This is a genomic window from Burkholderia sp. 22088, assembly GCF_052045915.1.
GTDB classification, from domain to species: domain Bacteria; phylum Pseudomonadota; class Gammaproteobacteria; order Burkholderiales; family Burkholderiaceae; genus Burkholderia; species Burkholderia cepacia.
In genome coordinates this window covers 49,568-67,512 of record NZ_JBQEPY010000005.1, presented here as the reverse complement: position 1 = coordinate 67,512, position 17,945 = coordinate 49,568, and the positions used below count along the sequence as shown (strand labels likewise).

16 protein-coding genes and 1 pseudogene are annotated in these 17,945 nt (G+C 64.9%); 6 read left to right on the top strand and 11 right to left on the bottom strand.

Annotated elements, in window-relative coordinates; genetic code table 11:
- Window positions 1–157: 157 nt before the first annotated feature.
- A complete protein-coding gene (locus ACTJLD_RS11090; protein ID WP_006413561.1) occupies window positions 158–304 on the bottom strand; it encodes a DUF3096 domain-containing protein in 147 nt (48 codons plus the stop codon).
- Window positions 305–886: 582 nt separating this feature from the next.
- On the opposite strand from ACTJLD_RS11090, the gene ACTJLD_RS11085 reads away from it, so the two are divergent.
- Window positions 887–1,063: a CsbD family protein gene (locus ACTJLD_RS11085; protein WP_027792671.1), complete on the top strand. Its 177-nt coding sequence runs from the start codon at window positions 887–889 to the stop codon at window positions 1,061–1,063.
- Between the two features lie 121 nt (window positions 1,064–1,184).
- Here the strand turns inward: ACTJLD_RS11085 and ACTJLD_RS11080 are convergent, their stop codons facing one another.
- A complete protein-coding gene (locus tag ACTJLD_RS11080) occupies window positions 1,185–1,532 on the bottom strand; it encodes a hypothetical protein (RefSeq protein ID WP_011548858.1) in 348 nt (115 codons plus the stop codon).
- Window positions 1,533–1,590: 58 nt separating this feature from the next.
- Window positions 1,591–1,785: a hypothetical protein gene (locus ACTJLD_RS11075; protein WP_034196223.1), complete on the bottom strand. Its 195-nt coding sequence runs from the start codon at window positions 1,783–1,785 to the stop codon at window positions 1,591–1,593.
- Between the two features lie 262 nt (window positions 1,786–2,047).
- On the opposite strand from ACTJLD_RS11075, the gene ACTJLD_RS11070 reads away from it, so the two are divergent.
- Entirely contained in the window at window positions 2,048–2,320 is a 273-nt protein-coding gene (locus tag ACTJLD_RS11070) for a hypothetical protein (protein ID WP_006413577.1), read from the top strand.
- A 67-nt stretch (window positions 2,321–2,387) separates the two neighbouring features.
- Window positions 2,388–2,567: a hypothetical protein gene (locus ACTJLD_RS11065; RefSeq protein WP_006413543.1), complete on the top strand. Its 180-nt coding sequence runs from the start codon at window positions 2,388–2,390 to the stop codon at window positions 2,565–2,567.
- Between the two features lie 64 nt (window positions 2,568–2,631).
- Here ACTJLD_RS11065 and ACTJLD_RS11060 read toward each other — a convergent pair whose 3' ends face one another.
- Both ACTJLD_RS11060 and ACTJLD_RS11055 read right to left on the bottom strand, forming a co-directional pair.
- Window positions 2,632–3,813: a DesA family fatty acid desaturase gene (locus ACTJLD_RS11060; protein ID WP_027792669.1), complete on the bottom strand. Its 1,182-nt coding sequence runs from the start codon at window positions 3,811–3,813 to the stop codon at window positions 2,632–2,634.
- A 91-nt stretch (window positions 3,814–3,904) separates the two neighbouring features.
- Window positions 3,905–4,123 carry a glycine zipper 2TM domain-containing protein gene (locus tag ACTJLD_RS11055; protein WP_059236745.1) on the bottom strand — a complete coding sequence of 73 codons (219 nt, stop codon included), beginning with the start codon at window positions 4,121–4,123 and terminating at the stop codon, window positions 3,905–3,907.
- A 425-nt stretch (window positions 4,124–4,548) separates the two neighbouring features.
- On the opposite strand from ACTJLD_RS11055, the gene ACTJLD_RS11050 reads away from it, so the two are divergent.
- The gene (locus ACTJLD_RS11050) at window positions 4,549–5,268 is read left to right on the top strand and encodes a Crp/Fnr family transcriptional regulator (protein WP_011548853.1); all 720 of its coding nucleotides are present in this window, start codon (window positions 4,549–4,551) and stop codon (window positions 5,266–5,268) included.
- A 140-nt stretch (window positions 5,269–5,408) separates the two neighbouring features.
- Complete coding sequence (locus ACTJLD_RS11045) at window positions 5,409–5,612, top strand: hypothetical protein (RefSeq protein WP_006413539.1); 204 nt, start codon at window positions 5,409–5,411, stop codon at window positions 5,610–5,612.
- Window positions 5,613–5,786: 174 nt separating this feature from the next.
- Here the strand turns inward: ACTJLD_RS11045 and ACTJLD_RS11040 are convergent.
- From ACTJLD_RS11040 to ACTJLD_RS11025, 4 genes and pseudogenes are all read right to left on the bottom strand, one after another.
- Window positions 5,787–6,133 (bottom strand): annotated as a pseudogene (locus ACTJLD_RS11040) (transposase); the annotation flags it as partial.
- Between the two features lie 240 nt (window positions 6,134–6,373).
- The gene (locus ACTJLD_RS11035) at window positions 6,374–6,691 is read right to left on the bottom strand and encodes a hypothetical protein (RefSeq protein ID WP_226153369.1); all 318 of its coding nucleotides are present in this window, start codon (window positions 6,689–6,691) and stop codon (window positions 6,374–6,376) included.
- The gene (locus ACTJLD_RS11030; protein WP_127479540.1) at window positions 6,688–7,059 is read right to left on the bottom strand and encodes a hypothetical protein; all 372 of its coding nucleotides are present in this window, start codon (window positions 7,057–7,059) and stop codon (window positions 6,688–6,690) included. The genes ACTJLD_RS11035 and ACTJLD_RS11030 overlap by 4 nt, the downstream gene beginning before the upstream one ends.
- Before the next feature lie 189 nt (window positions 7,060–7,248).
- Complete coding sequence (locus ACTJLD_RS11025; protein WP_234743370.1) at window positions 7,249–7,590, bottom strand: hypothetical protein; 342 nt, start codon at window positions 7,588–7,590, stop codon at window positions 7,249–7,251.
- Window positions 7,591–7,730: 140 nt separating this feature from the next.
- Between ACTJLD_RS11025 and ACTJLD_RS11020 the strand changes: the two genes are divergently transcribed.
- On the top strand, window positions 7,731–8,792 hold the full coding sequence (locus ACTJLD_RS11020; RefSeq protein ID WP_226153370.1) for a helix-turn-helix domain-containing protein: 1,062 nt from the start codon (window positions 7,731–7,733) through the stop codon (window positions 8,790–8,792).
- 126 nt (window positions 8,793–8,918) lie between these two features.
- On the opposite strand, the gene ACTJLD_RS11015 is transcribed toward ACTJLD_RS11020, so the two are convergent.
- Together ACTJLD_RS11015 and ACTJLD_RS11010 are read right to left on the bottom strand one after the other, a co-directional pair.
- On the bottom strand, window positions 8,919–9,134 hold the full coding sequence (locus ACTJLD_RS11015; RefSeq protein WP_234743368.1) for a glycine zipper 2TM domain-containing protein: 216 nt from the start codon (window positions 9,132–9,134) through the stop codon (window positions 8,919–8,921).
- A gap of 162 nt (window positions 9,135–9,296) precedes the next feature.
- Entirely contained in the window at window positions 9,297–17,942 is an 8,646-nt protein-coding gene (locus ACTJLD_RS11010; protein ID WP_440658742.1) for a GH36-type glycosyl hydrolase domain-containing protein, read from the bottom strand.
- Window positions 17,943–17,945 lie beyond the last annotated feature (3 nt).

Sequence of the window (17,945 nt, the reverse complement as noted above, 5' to 3'; positions counted from 1 at the left end):
ATATCAAGGTAGGCGGACGCGGGCGTGGAGTATGTCCGGCGACGTACCGGACGCACGGCACCGCGCGACGGATCGACCTGTCGACACCGACGAGCCGACGATCGTGGGTACCACCTGCGAAGTTCGTCACCTGCTTTTTCGGGTGACGGGACCCGGTTCAGTGGAGATGCCCTCCGAACAAACCGAGCAACCCGATGACGATCAGGTAGATCGCAACGATGTAATTCAACAGCCGCGGCACGACGAGAATCAGAATGCCGGCGATCAGCGAAACCAGTGGGCCTGCGCTCGTGAGGATGTGCATATGCCCTCCGCAAGATTGAAAACGACAGATGGATACGAATCCGCGCTGCCTCCGATGCTCGTTACAGCGACTTGACCCAGGCGACACGCGGGCTCTTGGCGGTCGCGCAAGAGCGCGCAAGGAGCGAGCCGACGCCGGCGGCGGTGATGTGGCATTCGTCGATCTGGCGGCCGCTCGCGTCGGATGTGCCGGTCGTCGTGCATCCCTGCACCACGACGCAGATAGCAAGACGCGATCCCTGCGTACCTCATGTAAGTGTTTTTCGCTGCATGATTCGCCTCAGGCAGTTCGTGGATATCCCCGACGCTACACACTGGCGAACGTGAATGCGGTACGAAAGCGTACCAAGCATGTAAAAACAGACAACCACCCTTCGCAGCGATCGACCCGGGAGCCGCCCGCATACACCTGCTCGCGTGGCGGTGCCGGTTCACGTACGGCATCGTACCGACTTCCGTCACGAACGCGCTCAACCTGTATTCCGGCATCCTGATTGTCGCGCGCCGAAGCACCAGTACGACGCTTCGATGGTTCAGGATTTCGTACCGGTGAAACATGCGATCCATGTCAAGGAGCAAGATGATGAACAGGGATCAGATGAGAGGCCGCATCGCGGAAGCGAAGGGCAAACTGAAGGAAATGGTCGGCAGAATCATGGGAAATCGATCGACCAGGATGCAGGGCAAGGTCGAACAGGTCATCGGAAAGACGCAAGCGTCATTCGGTGACGCGAAGGAGCAACTCAGGAAGCGGCCGTAGGATGCTCACGCGAACGGTTCGGTTCTATCGCACCGCGCGATCGGGCAACGTGACGCGAATTCACCGGATGTTGACGGCGCGTGCAGGCAACATCCGGCGCTACCCGCTTCCCGACCGACCTTCAAGATATCGCAATGCGTCGAGGGTGGTCGCTGTGCACGTCGGCAAGCGGCTTGTGCTGCGCGTCTCCCACGCCGGGAAAGAACGTGTCCCACGCGTCCCGGACACCTTTCGCCGCGGTCGCATCTGCGGTCGCATCCACTGCAAGCGTCTCCTGGTCGCTCGACTTGGCCGGATCGGAACACAAGCCTCGCCAGCGCGTAAAGGTGAGCATCGGCTTTTCCGTCCATTCGCCGTCGCCGAACTTCGCAAACGCCGTGTCTCCGCTCACCAGTCGAACCTCATACCATCCGTCGCGCACAGGCGCATATTGGTCCAGCGTAAACCATCGTGTAGATTGGATTTTCATCGTTGCCTCATGGGTCCATGGATCGTTGTACAGGAAAAACCCGGTCGACGCGTGCGCGCTAATCGGCGCACCGATTCAGCCACAGCCGGCCTGCGGCGGTCATGTTGATCGAACCGCCGGTGCGCGACTCGTATGCAAGCCCGTGAGTCAACAGTTCATCGGCTATGACGCGTGGAATATCGGCTTGTGAATCGGGAATCCGATCAAGCGATTTGAGGGTCTCGACAACCTCGGGTGAAAGTGGGATGCACATGGCGGCCTCCTCGGTATTGACTTCATGTTGAACCGAGCGACACGCGCGGGTCTGTACGGTATCGACTATTTGGACGCAGGTTTTGCGGCACCTCGCTGACGCCAGATGATCAACCTGAATCGACAATATGATTCGGTATCCGATATTTTTATTGCGCAACCGGTTTTGAACGCGCACACTACAGAGACCTGCCGGTTCGTTGTCAAGGCATCGGCGCCCTCGAATCCTTCGGCGCCAACGGTCGCTCTGTCAGGAGCACATCATGACCATTCCCACTCTCGAATATCGCGGCCGTGAACTCCGCGTCTATTCACAAATGCTTTTCCCGCCGTTCGGCGATCCCCACGCCCCCGGTCCGAAACGTTTCGGTTCAATCGTACGCATCGACACGATTCCGTCGACCTCGGCAACGGCGCCGCGTTACTCGACCATTTTCGAGCATGGCGCTCCGCAAACGGCGGCGCTCGCCCTCGATCTGGCGATGCAATTCGGCAAGGACATCGTCGACGGCAGAATCGCCCCTACGGCGATCTGATCCATCCGCCGCATCGGACTCGATGCGGCGTCTCGCGACGCGAGCACATCTCACTCAGGAGCGATCCATGAAATATTACTCAAGCACCTCGATCGACCGGCGCGATGACGCGACCCGGAAAAAACAGCGGGACGATCTCGCGCGTGCCGATGTCGAACGCGCCGAAAAGCGCATCCGTCAGGATGCCGGCATCAACTCCAATGCGAGCAAGTGGCGTTATTTGCGCCCCGACAATCGGGCGAGATGAGCGACGGATGCGCCACGCGCCGTGGCACACCGGTCCCGCACCGCAGGTCGCGGGCGGGCCGGGATCACGCATACCGGCGCAGGTGTATCGAGAATTCGGCGATCGCGTCGATGCCGCTCTGCTCCGCGCAGCGGCACCAATCCTGTAACTGAGCCAGCAATTGCTCGTGCGACGCGTGTGGCCACGTCCATAGCTCGAGCAACGCGTCGTACATATCCACATACACGCGTATTCGCCGGTTGGCATTGGGGCTCGTCAGCACGCGCAGGTCGGGCTTGTTCCGATGGCCCCAGGCCTGGCGCAGCCAGTGTTTCATGCCGAGCGCGAACGCGCGCTTGTCGTCTCGACTCATGTCCTCGACGCGGCGCAGTTCCCGCCGGCAGGCGGACTCGAGCGTGCGCGCAAAGGCGGCCATCACCGCATGCCGGTTGCGGATGACCGCTTGCAGCGTCGCGTCGTCGGCGACTGCCTTGACCGGGAGCAGGCGCGGCTGCGTTGCGACTCGCCGAACGGTCGCCAGCCGCAATGCCGCCAGCAGGCGGATGTACGCCCAGCCGATATCGAACTCGAACCAGCGATTCGACAGCCTGGCGGACGTCACGTACGCGTGATGATTGTTGTGCAGCTCTTCGCCGCCGATCAGGATGCCCAGCGGGAAAAGGTTGGTACTCGCATCGGGTGTCGCGAAATTCCGATAGCCGCTGAAATGGCCTAAGCCATTGATCACGCCACCGGCCCAGAACGGAATCCATATCATCTGGATCGCCCACGCCGCCACGCCGGGCAACCCGAACAGCCCGACGTCGATCACGACCAGCAGCCCGACGCCGAGATTCGGATAGCGGGCATAGACGTGGCGTTCGAGCCAGTCGTCCGGCGTCCCCGATCCGTATCTGCGCGCCGTTTCCTCGTTCCGCACTTCCGCACGGTACAGTTCCGCGCCGCGCAGCAGCACGGTCGCGAGGCCGCGGGTTCGCGGGCTATGCGGATCGTCCGGGGTCTCGCTCCGCGCGTGATGCTTGCGATGCACCGCGACCCATTGCGAGGTCAGCATGCCGGTCGTCAACCACAGCCAGAACCGGAAGAAGTGACTGATGCACGGGTGCAGATCCAGCGCCCGGTGCGCCTGGCAGCGGTGCAGGTACACGGTCACGCTGATGATGGTGACATGCGTGAGCACGAACACGACCCACGCAAGCTGCAACCAGGACAGCCTCAGTTCGCCGTTCAGAAGAAATGCCGACATTCCGTTCGCACTCCGCGCCACACTGGTATCCGCGCACGCTTCGCCGTGACGACGCGTGCGCGTGCCGATTCCCTGCCCTTCGACGAGCCTCCTATTTCCCGACCTGATTGCCGACAACCCCTCCGACGGCGGCACCGCCAACGGTGCCCAACGCACTGCCGCCCGTCAGGACCGCACCGGCGACGCCGCCGACACCCGCCCCGATCACGGTATCCGTTCCGCGGTGGGACATGTCGCCGCAACCCGCCAGTACGATCATCGTTATGGTGACTATCGCCGTCCCGACCGGCACGGAATGTAGCTTTCTCATGATCATCTCCTCGGGTCGCCGCTACGCTGTCCGATCCCGCACGGCGCGCGGAACCCCCTGGGCTGACGTCCCGATGAAATTCGAGACGTCGAATCACGATGGGGGGTAAATCGCGCGAAGTCCGTCCGCTAACGTACCGGACTGGATGCCGGCCGACCGTCTCACGGAAGCGCCGCTTGCACCGCGCCCGGCGCCAAAGCCGGCGTTGACCTGACTTCCTTGTAGTCGACATCGCGCGGCGAACAGCTCCCTGAGCCTTGCCGATCACGGCCGTCCCTGGCTCGTCAGGAAATCGGGCTTATTTTCAGCTACCGTACCGTCAAGCTGCGAACGACGAGATACGATAGTGAATCCCGCTCACTCCCCGCTGCGCTCGAAGCGACCAGACAACGCCATCCCGCCAGATGCGAGCCTAGGAACCACGCATGCCAGACATCCCCCCCATCACTGAAAATCACCTGCTTGCCGCACTGCCGGAGAACGAGCTTGCACGCATCATCCCGAACCTGACGATCGTCGACATGCCGCTCGGGAAAGTGCTGTACGAATCGGGCGGCCAGCTTCATCACGTCTATTTTCCGACCACGACGATCGTGTCGCTGCTGTACGTGATGGAGGATGGCTCGTCTGCGGAAATCGCGATCGTCGGGCATGAGGGCATGATCGGCGTGTCGCTGTTCATGGGTGGTGAAACGACGCCGAGTCGCGCCGTCGTGCAAAGCGCTGGGCAGGCCTACCGGCTCGACGCGAGCGTCCTGAAAGAAGAATTCCGGCGCGGCAACTCGATGCAGCGTCTGTTGTTGCGCTATACGCAGGCGCTCATCACGCAGATGGCGCAGACCGCGGTATGCAACCGTCATCACTCGATCGATCAGCAGCTGTGTCGCTGGCTGCTGCTCAGCCTCGACCGTCTGCCATCGAACCAGTTGCGCATGACGCAGGAGCTGATCGCCAACATGCTGGGCGTGCGCAGGTCGGGCGTGACGGAAGCGGCATTGAAACTGCAGGACGCTGGCCTCATCCGCTACAACTACGGCCATATCGAGGTGCTGGACCGACCCGGGCTCGAAAAGCGTGTGTGCGAATGCTACAGCGTGGTCAAACGCGAATTCGATCGCCTGCTTCCTGACCTGAAGCGGCTCTAGGAATCCGTCAGCAACGGCGCTGGCCGACACTGCGCGGCATCGTACCGACTTCTTCGTCCGGCCCGGTCATCCTGTATTCGACACGCGTGCGTCGTCGATGCCGATACGCCCGCGCAAGGCGAATTCACGGGAGCAGGCAGATGAACGACCGCAAGCAGAAAGACGACGCTGTCGGGCAGCAACGCCGTAAATACGAGCAGGACAATGCAACGGACGACGGTATGCCCGCCGCGCCCGAAGTGCCGACGCATACGTGCCCGACCGAGCAAGAACGATTGCGGACCGCGAAGCAACGGATCGCCGATTCGAGAAAGCGCTGGGGTATGGCCTATCCGCCGAATTGAGCACGCACTGTGATCATGATACGGCGTTGCTCCCGACACAGGCGGAGCATGACATTCGCGCTCCGCGTTGTCGTGCGCGCGTCCCGCAGGCTACGTCGCCGACGTTCCGGCATCGGGCCTACTGGCACAGGCGGATCAAGAATTCGGCAATGGCCTTGATCCGCGCTGTTCCGTTCGGGTCACGATTCCATGCCAGTAGCCCTGCAAACGTCCGGCGAACTTTTGCAGGGCGGCCATCCCGCTTTCCCGAGCCTGTTCGAATCATTGCCTCCCAAGCCTTTTTCGCCCAGGCCGGCTTGCGGTAGAACTTTGCCGCGACGCGATACAGATCAAAGATGATTTCTGCTTGCGGGCACTGTGCCTTGATCCCCAGCTCATAGGCCGTAGTCATGTCGATGGTGACCGTTTCGATGCGCGCGGCGATGCCTTCAGGCAACTGTTCGATGCAGGTTCGAAACGTGTCGCGCGAGCCATCCATCCCCCCCAACCCACAGCACTCACCGGCCAATCGGATCGGCCATTCCCCACGCTTTAACCAATAACTCGCCCAGCAACCCGGCGCCTGAAGTGCCTAGGGTCGAGTAATTATCTTTCCCGCTCCCTTTAAGGTCAGGCGTCAGATTACGCAATCGCCCTCAAGCCCTCCACGATTTTCCGCGAAGCATCTTGATGAAGGGCGGTAAAGTGATCGAGAAAGATTGCCTTTTCAAGTTCGATTGAAGGCGGCATCGTATGGATGCCCTGCCCGCTAGACGCGCCGGTCACACTAACTTGCGGAAGATGGCGTCGAATTTGTTTCGGGAAAAGCAACGGCCGGAAAGTTCATCCGCGAACCGGTTATCCTGGAACCACTGGATCAAGCAGTGCCACTGGCGCATCGATTCGACGGCGATCATGCGATAGGGAACCCCGGAGTCATTCCGGACGGCGATCTGCATGCGGGGAAGCGACGCCCACAGGCGGACGGTCTCGATCGAAAGCCCCGCCACGATTTCCGCGTCGAACGTCGCGAGGCTCGCGCCGGCGAGGATGCGGCTTTTCGTGGCGACGAGCGGCAGCACGGCCTGGTCGGGGATCACGCCGGCGACATCCGATGGCGATGCGAGCAGACCCTCATCACAAGCCAGTGCCGTTCGTTTACAACGAAAGGCGTGCCCTCGGTCCAGCACACGATGACGTAACCGTTCGAATGCGCGAGGTATCGCAGGCGTCTGCCGCTACCGCCATCCACGCGATCCCTGCAATCGAATGCTGGCTTCCTGACGGTAGTGGGCAAATCGTCGGGATTGAGTCTGTCGTGCACAACGGCAAATGTGCCCTTTTCCAGAATGAGGGCCGCACGCTCGCCATTCGCCCGACAGCGCTTCAATTCGGCGAGCGCCAGTCCGGCCAGACTCTGCGGACCGAACGTCTGCGCCAGTCGGGCAGCCAGTGCTTCGATATTCATGTCGCCGCTCCCCCAGCAATCGCTTAGCCACCCTTCGATGGATGGCTTAATCATCATCAATCGGTATGCCGATCGATCCGTCTGAGTGCTTGAGCAGTCTAGTATCGTGCGAACAATTCTTCTGTCCGCTACCGTGCCCGGGATTTGCCGCCGAGCGCAGCACGCGGCCGCGCGGCGTGGAATAGCCGGTCAACAGATTGCGGGCGGTGAAGCCGGTTCAGGTGGGCTGCCGTCGGGCTCATCAACGAGCATCCGGAGAATTTGCTGCAGTTGCCGCGCGCATCGGCGAGCATCCTCGGGGGCATTTGCATCGATCGCCTCGAGCAGGCTAACGAATGCAATGAGGAAGGAATCGGAGACGGGCGTCTCACGCGCATGCTCGCGCAGATAAGCGCTATAACTGAAAACGCGCTGGATGAATTCGATCTGGTGAGCGGCAAATTCGTCATCGCCCACGGAAGGTGGCACAACGGCGAGAACACTGTCGGACAACGAAGGAGGAAGACGGATGTAAGACGGGCGATCACTCATGCGGATCTCGTGAAACGCACGAACGCGGCGTGAATGCCCGAAGCACGGACGCTGTTTCACGACGGAAGGCGCCTATGCTATAAGTGTCTCTAGGATTTGACATACCAACGCTCATCGTATTTTTTCATCGACCAGGCGTGGTGTCAAATCAATTTGACACCAAACTTAACTATCGATCGATGCGATTTGATTGGAGCAAGCTGTTCGACGAACTGAAGCGCGAGGGGCAGTTCGGCAGCGATGCGCAACTGGCCGACAGCCTTGGGCTTACGCGCGCGCAAATCTCGGCATGGCGCACCGGCAAAAGCGATCTCGGCATCCTGACCAAGATCAAGATCCTCGATGCACTGGGTCACGACACGTTGCGTACGTCGCTGTCGAGCTTGCTGCCCGAGAAAAACCGGGAAACACAGGCAGCACAGCATGCAAAGCTTCTTGCGCGCATCGACCGAATCCGATCGGGAGTAGGCGTCGTGCCCGCAGAGCGGGACGACGCGGCCGACTCGCCCGTAGTAGCGAACAATCTTCTCGGCGAATTGCCCATGGACGAGCGCAAGCGCATCGAGCCCCATCTGTCGTGGGTCGCGCTGCCGCTCGGGCATGTAGTGTATGAACCGGGCGATCACCTGAGCCACGTCTACCTGCCGACGACTGCGATCATTTCGATGCTGTACGTGATGGAAAACGGTTCGTCCGCGGAAATTGCCGTGGTCGGACGCGACGGGCTGCTTGGCGTCGCGCTGTTCATGGGCGGTGAAACGATGCCGAACCGGGCCATCGTCCAGAGCGCGGGCGAAGCGTTCCGCCTGAGCGGACAGATCGTGAAAGAGGAATTCGCGCGCGGCGGTGCATTGCAGCGCGTGTTTCTGCGCTACACGCAGGCGCTCATCACCCAGATGGCGCAGACGGCCGTGTGCAATCGCCATCACTCGATCGCGCAGCAATTCTGCCGTTGGCTGCTGCTGAGCCTTGACCGGCTGGATTCGCGCAACGTGCGGATGACGCAGGAACTGATTGCCGACATGCTCGGCGTACGCAGAGCCAGTGTGACGGAAACCGCAAAACGGCTTCAGGAAGAAGGCATCATCCGTTATTCGCGCGGATTGATTGAAGTCGTCGATCGCAGCGCCCTCGAGCGGCGCGTGTGCGAATGCTACATGGTAGTCAAGAAGGAAAGCGACCGGCTGCTGTCGCAAAAGTAGGTACTGCCTGGGCTGCGTCCCGCCATCGACATAACACGGATGCCTGCCGAACACGTTTCTCAGCCAGTCGATGTCCATGCTGTCCCAATTGCCCATGTACCGGGTCTTCCGAAAACGCCCGATCTATTACCCGACCTGATTGCCGACCACCCCGCCGACGGCCGCGCCGCCCACCGTGCCCAATGCACTGCCGCCCGTCAGTACCGCGCCGGCGACGCCGCCGACACCCGCCCCGATCACGGTGTCCGTTCCACGGTGAGACATCCCACCGCAACCTGCCAGCACGACAATCGTCATGGTGACTATCGCCATCTCGAGTGCCACGGAATCTAGCTTTCTCATGATCATCTCCTTTGGGGTGCCGCGGCGCCGTCTGATCCGGCACGGCGTACGGAGGCCCATGCGCTGACATCTCGATGAAATTCGGGACATCGGTTCATGATGGCCGGTCGATCGCGCGCAGTCCGTCCGCTAACGTACCGGCGCGGATGCCGATCTGCCGCGTCACAGAAGCACCGCTTGCGCCGCCCCCAGCGTCACGACCACGCTGTGGCGGCGACCGTCGTCCACGAGCCGCACCGCCGCTTCGCCGGCGGCGAGCCGCACGCCATCGACCACGAGGCGGGACACGCCGCCGCTGGCGCCGCCCGGATTCTCGACGACGATGTCGTAGTGCGACGCGCCGTGACGCAGCGTGGCCCTAAAGCCCGGCCAGGACAGCGGGATGCACGGTTGAATGGACAGCATGTCGCCATGCCTGCGCAGACCGAGCACGCCTTCGACGCCCGCGCGATAGAGCCAGCCGGCCGAGCCGGTGTACCACGTCCAGCCGCCGCGGCCGACATGCGGCGCGACGGAATATACGTCGGCCGCGACCACGTACGGCTCGACCCGATAGCGATTCGCCCCGCTGCGCGTGCGGCTGCGATTGACCGGATTGAGCAGCGCGAACAGATTCGCGGCGCGATCGCCGTCGCCCATTTGCGCGAACGCGAGCACCGACCACGTGGCCGCATGCGTGTACTGGCCGCCGTTCTCCCGGATGCCCGGCGGATAGCCCTTGATATAACCGGGATCGACCGACGAACGATCGAACGGCGGTGCGAACAGCAGGGCCAGGCCATCGTCGCGGCGGATCAACTGCGCTTCCAGCGCGTCCATTGCCTGAGCGGCGCGCATCGGGTCCGCCGCGCGCGACAGCACGCTCCACGACTGCGCGATCGCGTCGATCGAGCATTCGGCGTTGCCGGCCGAGCCGAGCGGCGTACCGTCGTCGAAGTAGCCGCGCCGATACCATGCGCCGTCCCATCCCGCATCGGCAAGCGCATCGCGCAACGCGGCGGCACGCGTCGACCAGCGCGCCGCCAGGTCGGCCGAGCCGCGCGCCGCCGCGAGCGGGGCGAACGCCGTGAGCGTCGCATGCAGAAACCACCCGAGCCAGACACTTTCACCCCGCCCGGCTTCGCCGACCCGGTTCATGCCGTCGTTCCAGTCGCCCGTGCCGATCAGCGGCAGGCCATGCTCGCCGACCTGCGCGAGACTGGCCTCCAGTCCGCGCACGCAATGCTCGAACAGCGACGCGCTCGTTTCCGAGATGCGCGGGATGAAGAACGCGTCCTGCTCGTCGGCGGCCAGCGGTCGTCCGTCGATGAACGGGATCGATACATCGAGAATCGCGCGGTCGCCGCTGACGTCGACGTAGTGCGCAACCGCATGCGCGAGCCAGACGCGGTCGTCGGAGATCCGTGTGCGTACGCCGCTGCCGCTTTCCGGCAGCCACCAGTGCTGCATGTCGCCTTCCGGAAACTGGCGCGCCGCCGCCCGCAGCAGATGCTCGCGCGCCAGGGCCGGGCGGGCGATGGCGAGCGCCATGCCGTCCTGCAACTGGTCGCGAAAGCCGTACGCGCCGCTCGCCTGATAGAAGCCCGCACGCGCCCAGATCCGGCAAGACAGCGTCTGGTACAGCAGCCAGCGGTTCAGCATCAGATCCATCGCGCGGTCCGGTGTCTCGACCTGGATCGCGCCGAGCGTCTCGTCCCAGAACGCCGTCACGGCGGCGAATATCGCGTCGAGATCCGCCTGACGGTAATGCGCGATCAACTGTCGCGCCGCTGCCGCGTCGGCGCCCTCGCCGAGCAGCAAGACGATTTCGATGCTGCCGCCGGGTTCGAGATCGACCGTGGTCTGCAACGCGGCACACGGGTCGAGCCCGGCGCCGACGCGGCCCGACAACGGCGACGCGCCGGCCCTGCCCGGAAAACCGGCGGGATCGCTCAGGACGCCATTGCGGCCGATGAACTCGCGCCGGTCCGCGCTCCACGAGGTTTGCAGGCCGCATAAATCGGCGAACGCCACCCTGCCGCGATACACCTGACTCCAGTCGTTGCGGGCAAACAGCGCTCCGGTCGGCTGATCGATCTCGCTCGCGGTGTGCGGCGCCGCGACGCTGCGCGACGAACCCAGCGCCCACTCCGCATAGGTTGCGACGGACAGCCGGCGAGTCCGGTCGGACAGGTTGCGCAAGGTCAGGCGGGAAATCTTGACAGGATCGGCCAGGGGCACGAACTGCAGCAACTCGACGGCGACGTCGGCGGCGGAATGCGCAAACCGGCTGTAGCCCTGGCCATGACTCGCCACGAAAGCGGTCGCGCCCGGCGCGTCGTCGCCGATCGAGGCCGCTTGCGGCCCCCAGCGCACGCCGGTCTCGTCGTCGCGGATGTAGAACACTTCGCTCGGCGGATCGGTGACCGGGTCGTTCGACCACGGCGTCAGCGGATGCTCGCGGCTGTTCGTCACCCAGGTATAGCCGCCCCCCTCCGCCGACGTCAGGAAGCCGCACGAGGGATTCGCGACGACGTTGACCCACGGCATCGGCGTGCATTGACCGGGCTGCAGGATCACGACGTATTCGCGGCCGCCACGCGCGAAACCGCCGATTCCGTTGAAGTACTCGAGACCGGCGCCGGCCTGCGCGCCCTTCGGCGGCGCAATCGTGGGCGGCGGCAGCGGCGCGCGCGCGGGATCCGGTCGCGTGGGCAGCGGTGAACCCGCGAGGCGCCGCAACTGGTCCACCAGCCGGCCGTTGCGCGCGGCGAGCACGGCGCGCGCGACCGCCGGAAACAGCGCGCGCGCCGCGGCCGCCATCAGATCCTCGCGCAGCACGAAAATACTGCCGCGCCCGGCTTCGTCCGGCTGCTGCCGGGTCCGCACCAGCCCCTCGAGCGCCGCCTGCAAATCCTGCACGTACGACGCCGCGCGCTCGTTGATGATGACCAGATCGACCTCGAGCCGCTTCATCCGCCAGTACTCGTGCGCGCGGATCAGCTGCCGCACCATCGCGATGTGCTCGATGTCGTCGATCCGCACCAGCAGGATCGGCAGATCGCCCGATACGCCATGGGTCCATAGCGGCGCCGCGCCCACGCCGCCCGCCGCGGACACCGCTGCCGCATGTCGTATCAGCGCGGCGGACCCCGGCCGCATCGACGCATCGCTGTAGAGCATGTATCCGGCCAGTTGCTGGAACAACGCGGCCTCGTCGAGGCTCACCGCGCTATGCCGCAGCTGCACCTGCGCCTGGGTCCACGCGAGCATCGCCGCCCGCGCGAACGATTCGCCGTCGCGATGCTTGTCGATCAGGTCGAGCAGCTGCGCGCGCGAATCCGCGACGATGGTCCAATAGACGATGCTCGCCTTCGCGCCCGGCTCGATGCGCAGCCGCTGCCGCAGCGTGAACGCCGCGTCCAGTACCGCGCCTTCGCAAGCGCCCAGCGCACGCTGTTCGGTCAGCGCAAGCGGCAGGCGAACGCTGCGCCCGCGTCCGATGACGCGCAATCGATCGGTGTCGAATTCTTCCGCGCCGACGGTTTCGCCGGAGGTCACGGCCAGATGCGCGGCCCAAACTTCCGCCTCGTTCGGCGCGCGCTTGCGCCGCGTCGCCAGAATCGCGCCAGACGCCGGCACGTACTCGGTTTCGATGAACAGTTTCGAGAATGCGGGATGGGCGTGATCGGCGGCGGGCGGAGCGAGCACGATTTCCGCGTAGGACGTGAATTCGATCACGCGTGGCCGGGAGCCGGTATTGGCCACCGACACCCGCCGCACTTCCGCATCGTCCTCGGCGGATACCACCACCTCAAGCGACGTCGTCAAGGTGCCGTCGCGACGCACGAACTCGGCGCGATCTTCGGTGAACGTCACTTCGTAGCTGTCCGGCACCACGCCGGTGGGCTGCCACGTGGCCGACCAGACCTCGCCGCTCTCGGCGTCGCGCAGATACAGATAGCTACCCCAATCGTCGCGCGTCGCGTCTTCCCGCCAGCGCGTGACGGCCAGATCGTCGCGGCGGCTGTAGCCGGAGCCCGCGGCCGTGAGCATCACGGCGTAGCGGCCGTTGGACAGCAGATGCGTGACGGGCGCGGGATCGTCCGCCGACAGCAGGCGCCGTGCAACGCCGGCGTCGACGCCATGCATCCTGCCGGCGGGTCTGGCGTCGACCCGCGGCCGCCCTGCCGCGACCCGGCCCGGCACCCGTTCCTGCAACAGCAACTCGGTGGCGCGCACGGCCGGCTCGCCATGGAAGAAGGCGCGAATGCGCCCGCCCAGCAGTGCATTGGCGATCGACACGATCGACATGCCCTGGTGATGCGCCATGAATGCCCGCACGATCGCAACTGGCATGCCTTCCGGCACGCGCGCGGGCGTGTAGTCGAGCGCTTCGTAGAAGCCGAAGCGCCCGCACGCGCCGGCTGCACGCAACCGCTCAAAGTTGCGCGCGGCGGCGTTCGGCGCGACCATCGCCGCGAGCGCGGTCGCATAGGGCGCGACCACCAGGTTCTGGTCGAGATCGCGCTTGAGCCCCAACTCCGGCACGCCGAAGCTCGAATACTGATAGGTTAGCTCGATGTCGCGTGTGTTGTACGCCGATTCGGACATGCCCCACGGCAGGCGCAGCCCGTCGCCGTAGGCGATCTGGCGACGCACCACCAGCTGATTGGTGCGCGCGAGCAGGCTGCTGTCCGGCGCGCGCATCACGAGCGACGGCATCAGGTATTCGAACATCGATCCCGACCACGAGATCAGCGCCGCGCCGTGCCCGATCGGCGTCGCCAGGCGGCCGAGCCGGAACCAGTGCCGCGCCGGGACATCACCCTTCGCGATCGCGACGAAACTCGCGAGGCGCGCCTCCGATGCCAGCAGATCGTAGTTGCCCGGATCGAGCCGCCCGTCGCCCACCGCGTAACCAATCGACAGCAGATTGCGCACCGGGTCGAGCAGAAAGCCGAACTCCATCGCATAGGCTATCTGCAACGCGGTATCGGCCAGCGTATGCAGGCGCTTGTTCAGCACGTCCGCTTCGTCCGGCGTGCGCGTCGCGTCGCGGCAATGCCCTTGCACCGCGTGCTCCAGCGCCTGCGCCCAAAACAGCACGTCGTCGACGTCGCCGCGCCGCACCCCGCCGACCTCGTCCGTCAGCGCGCGCGCGACATCGGCGACCGTCGCGGTGAGGATCGTGATCTCGGACCATTCCGGCGCTGCGGGGCCGTCCGGGGCGCCGACTTCCCGGGCCGGCGCGGCGAGCGTCTCATCCAGCTCGGTCGCGGCCTGCTCGAATTCGCCGTGCAAGGTCGTCCGGGCATCGCCATCGCGGCACACGGCCTTGCGCAACAGCGCGAGCGTGTCACCGATCCCTTCGTACGCGGCCTGCCACCCCACACCGGCGGGCTGATTCGCCCAGGCCCGGCAACCGTTGCCGAGGGCGATCAGGTGGCCGGCAAGATTGCCGCTGTCGACCGACGACACGTACTTCGGCTCGAGGGGCCGCAGGTCGCGCGTGTCGTACCAGTTATAAAAGTGGCCGCGATAGCGTGACATCAGTCGCATCGTCGCGACGGTCGCCTCCAGCCGCGATACCGCGTCCAGCGTACCGAGCCAGCCAAACTCGCGGGCGCTGACGGCAGACAGCAGGTATAGCCCGATGTTGGTGGGCGAAGTCCGGTGCGCGACGACGGGCTTCGGGTCCTCCTGGAAATTGTCCAGCGGCAGCATCTGATCGTCCGCCGTCACGAACGTCTCGAAATAACGCCAGGTCCGGCGCGCGTCGCGCCGCAGTTGACGCGCATCGTGCGGGGCCACCGGCAGCTCGCCCGCCGACCGTGGTGCGCGGCTCAGCCAATACGCGATCGCCGGCGCGGCAAGCCAGACGAGTACGAACGGCACGGCCAGCCAGCCCGTATGACGATCGAGGCGCCAGCCCGCCATCAGACTGGCAGCCGCGACAAGCAGCGCGAGCGTCACACCGCCGCGCATTTGCAGATAGGTGGGCGCGAGGGTCCGCCGGTCGCGCGCACCCGCTGCGGCCGCCGTGGTCCATTCGAGCAGATGGCGACGGCTGATCGCCACACGAAACAGCGTACGCGCGATCGCGTCGCCCATCGACCACGCCTGCTGCGGCAACATGACGATCGACAGGCCGAACCGCGTCAACGCGAACCGCAACTCCATCGACCATGCATGGAGCACGCTGCGCGTGGTCATCTTCACGTGCGTGCGCCGCCAGCGCGGCACCAGCCCGCTCAATACAGGCAACAGGAACGGCAGCGCGATCGTCACCAGCACGAAGGCGCTCCAGGCGAGCGATACGGGGAGCGGCAGCATCCATCCGGCCAGTAGCGCGACCAGCATGGCGGGCGCCGTGAGTGTGCGGCGCAGGTTGTCCAGCATCTTCCAGCGGCCGACCGCCGTCAACGGTTCGTGGCCGAACAGCAACCAGGGCAGGAGCTGCCAGTCGCCGCGCGCCCATCGGTGCAGGCGGCTCGCGGCGACGTCGTAGCGGGACGGCGACGCTTCGACAACCTCGATATCCGACGCCAGTCCGGCCCGCGCGAAAATACCTTCGAACAGATCGTGACTGAGCACCGCGTTCTCCGGCACGCGACCGGCGAGCACCGCCTCGAACGCGTCGACGTCGTAGATGCCCTTGCCCGCATAGGATCCTTCGTCGAACAGATCCTGATAGACATCCGATACGGCTGACACGTAAGGATCGATGCCGTGCGCGCTCGACGACACGCGCTGGAACAGCGAACCCTCGTCGCCGCTCGCGAGCGAGGACGTGACGCGCGGCTGAAGGACGCCGTAGCCGCCGACGATGCGCCGGCTCGCCGAATCGAATACCGGCCGGTTGAGCGGATGCGCCATCTTGCCGACCAGGCGGCGCACGGTATCGCGCAGCAACCGCGTATCGGCATCGAGCGTGATCACGTAGCGCACGTCCGGCGGCACGTGCGGCGTCCGGCCGGCCGCCGCGATGAACGTCGTGTCCGATGCGCCGCGCAGCAATCGATTCAGCTCGTGCAGCTTGCCGCGCTTGCGCTCCCAGCCCATCCAGCACCGTTCGCCGTCGTTCCATACGCGCTTGCGGTGCAGCAGCAGGAAGCGCTCGCCTTCGCCCGGCGCAGCCGGATAAAGGCGATTCAACCGGTCGATGCCCTCCGTCGCGGATGCCAGCAACCTGTCGTCGCTGTCGGCGTGCGGCGTGGACGCGTCCATCCAGTCGGAGAGCAAAGCGAAGTAAAGCGCGCCGTTGGGGCTCGCCAGATGATGAATTTCCAGTTGCTCGATCTGCTCGCCGAGCACAGCTTCCGTTGTCAGCAGCACCGGCACGGCGACCATCGTGCGCAGGTCCGGCGGAATGCCGTCGAGCAATGCGAGGCCGGGCAGGATCTTCGCACCGACATCGCGCATCACGCCGCGATTGACGAGCGCGACCGCGGCATCCAGCGCCGGTAGCAGGCCGGCGATGCCGAGCCAGATCAGCCACTGACCGGGCGGCTCGATGCGAGCGAGCCATGCCAGCATACCCATCTGCAGCAGCGCGGTAATCAGCCCGATTCGGCCGAGATACCCGCCGAGACCGGCGTGGCGGGTGAGGCGCCGCAACCACAACGCAACGGGCGGCCGATAGCCGATCTCCGCTTCGAATGCGGCGCGGCCGTCCGCCAGCAGGTAATAACCGGGGTCCGCCTCGCGGCCAGGTATCACGCCGGCGGCCGGCGCTTGGCTTGGCCCCTGGGCCGCGGCATCGGAGACGACGCGACGGGCAATCTCGAGCTCGCTGACGGGCGCGCCGCGGGCAAGCGCTTCAACCGCGTCGCGATACAGATTGCGCGTTGGGAAATCCATCTCCGCGAAACCCGGGTGGCTGCGCAGCACCTGATCGACCAGACTGATGCGCTCGAACAACTCGGTCCAGTCCACCTCTGAAATCAGCCGCATGCTGGTGATCACGTTGCGCACGGTGAGGCTGGCGGCGCCCTGCTCGTGGTTGACGGAGGCGACGATCTGGTCCGGCGTCGCGCCGCGCGCTGCCAGGTGCCGATGCAGCCACGCCAGTGCCGGCGCGACGGCCGGATCGGGATCGTGCAGCCGCTGGATCAACTGCACCGCGAACGCATCGTGCGATACCATCTGCTCATAACGCGCGACGAGCGGCTCCGTCTCCGCCCGCGCCTGCCCGCGTTCGCCGAGCAGGCGATCCGCGAGCGCGTCGGCGTCGAGCCGCGCGCGCCGGTCGTCGATGATCTGATCCGCGAGCCGCCGCAGATTTTCGATCAGCACGATCCGCAGCGTGATCGCCACCGCCCATAGTTCACCGATCGTCAGCGGTTCCACGGCCTGATAGGCAAGCATGAAACGGCATAGCGCGTCGGGATCGAAACGGCTGTCGGTATGGGCGACGAAGGCCCAGTTGATCTCGAGCACGCGCGGATAACCGGCGAACGGGCCGTTGCCGAGCTTGGGCAGTTGGCGGTAATAACGCGGGGAGAGATCGTCCCGGATCTGTCGCACCTGTTCTGCGACAAGGTAGTAGTTGTCGAGCAGCCACTCCGCGGCAGGCATGATCTCTTCGCCGCGTGCGTCTGCGGCCGCCGTGTTCTGATAGGCCTTCAGCAGATGATCCGCATTGTCTCTCAGCCGTGTGGCGAGCGACGGGCCCGAGATCACACCAGGCAACACCTTCTGCGCGCGAGCCAGGCTGCCCGCATGCTGCGCCAGTCGCTCCTCGCCGAAGAACTCCTCGCGAATCGGCCGGGCATTGCTCCATGGCGATGTCCGGCGTCGCGACACACGCGCAACGTGAATCTTCAAGGC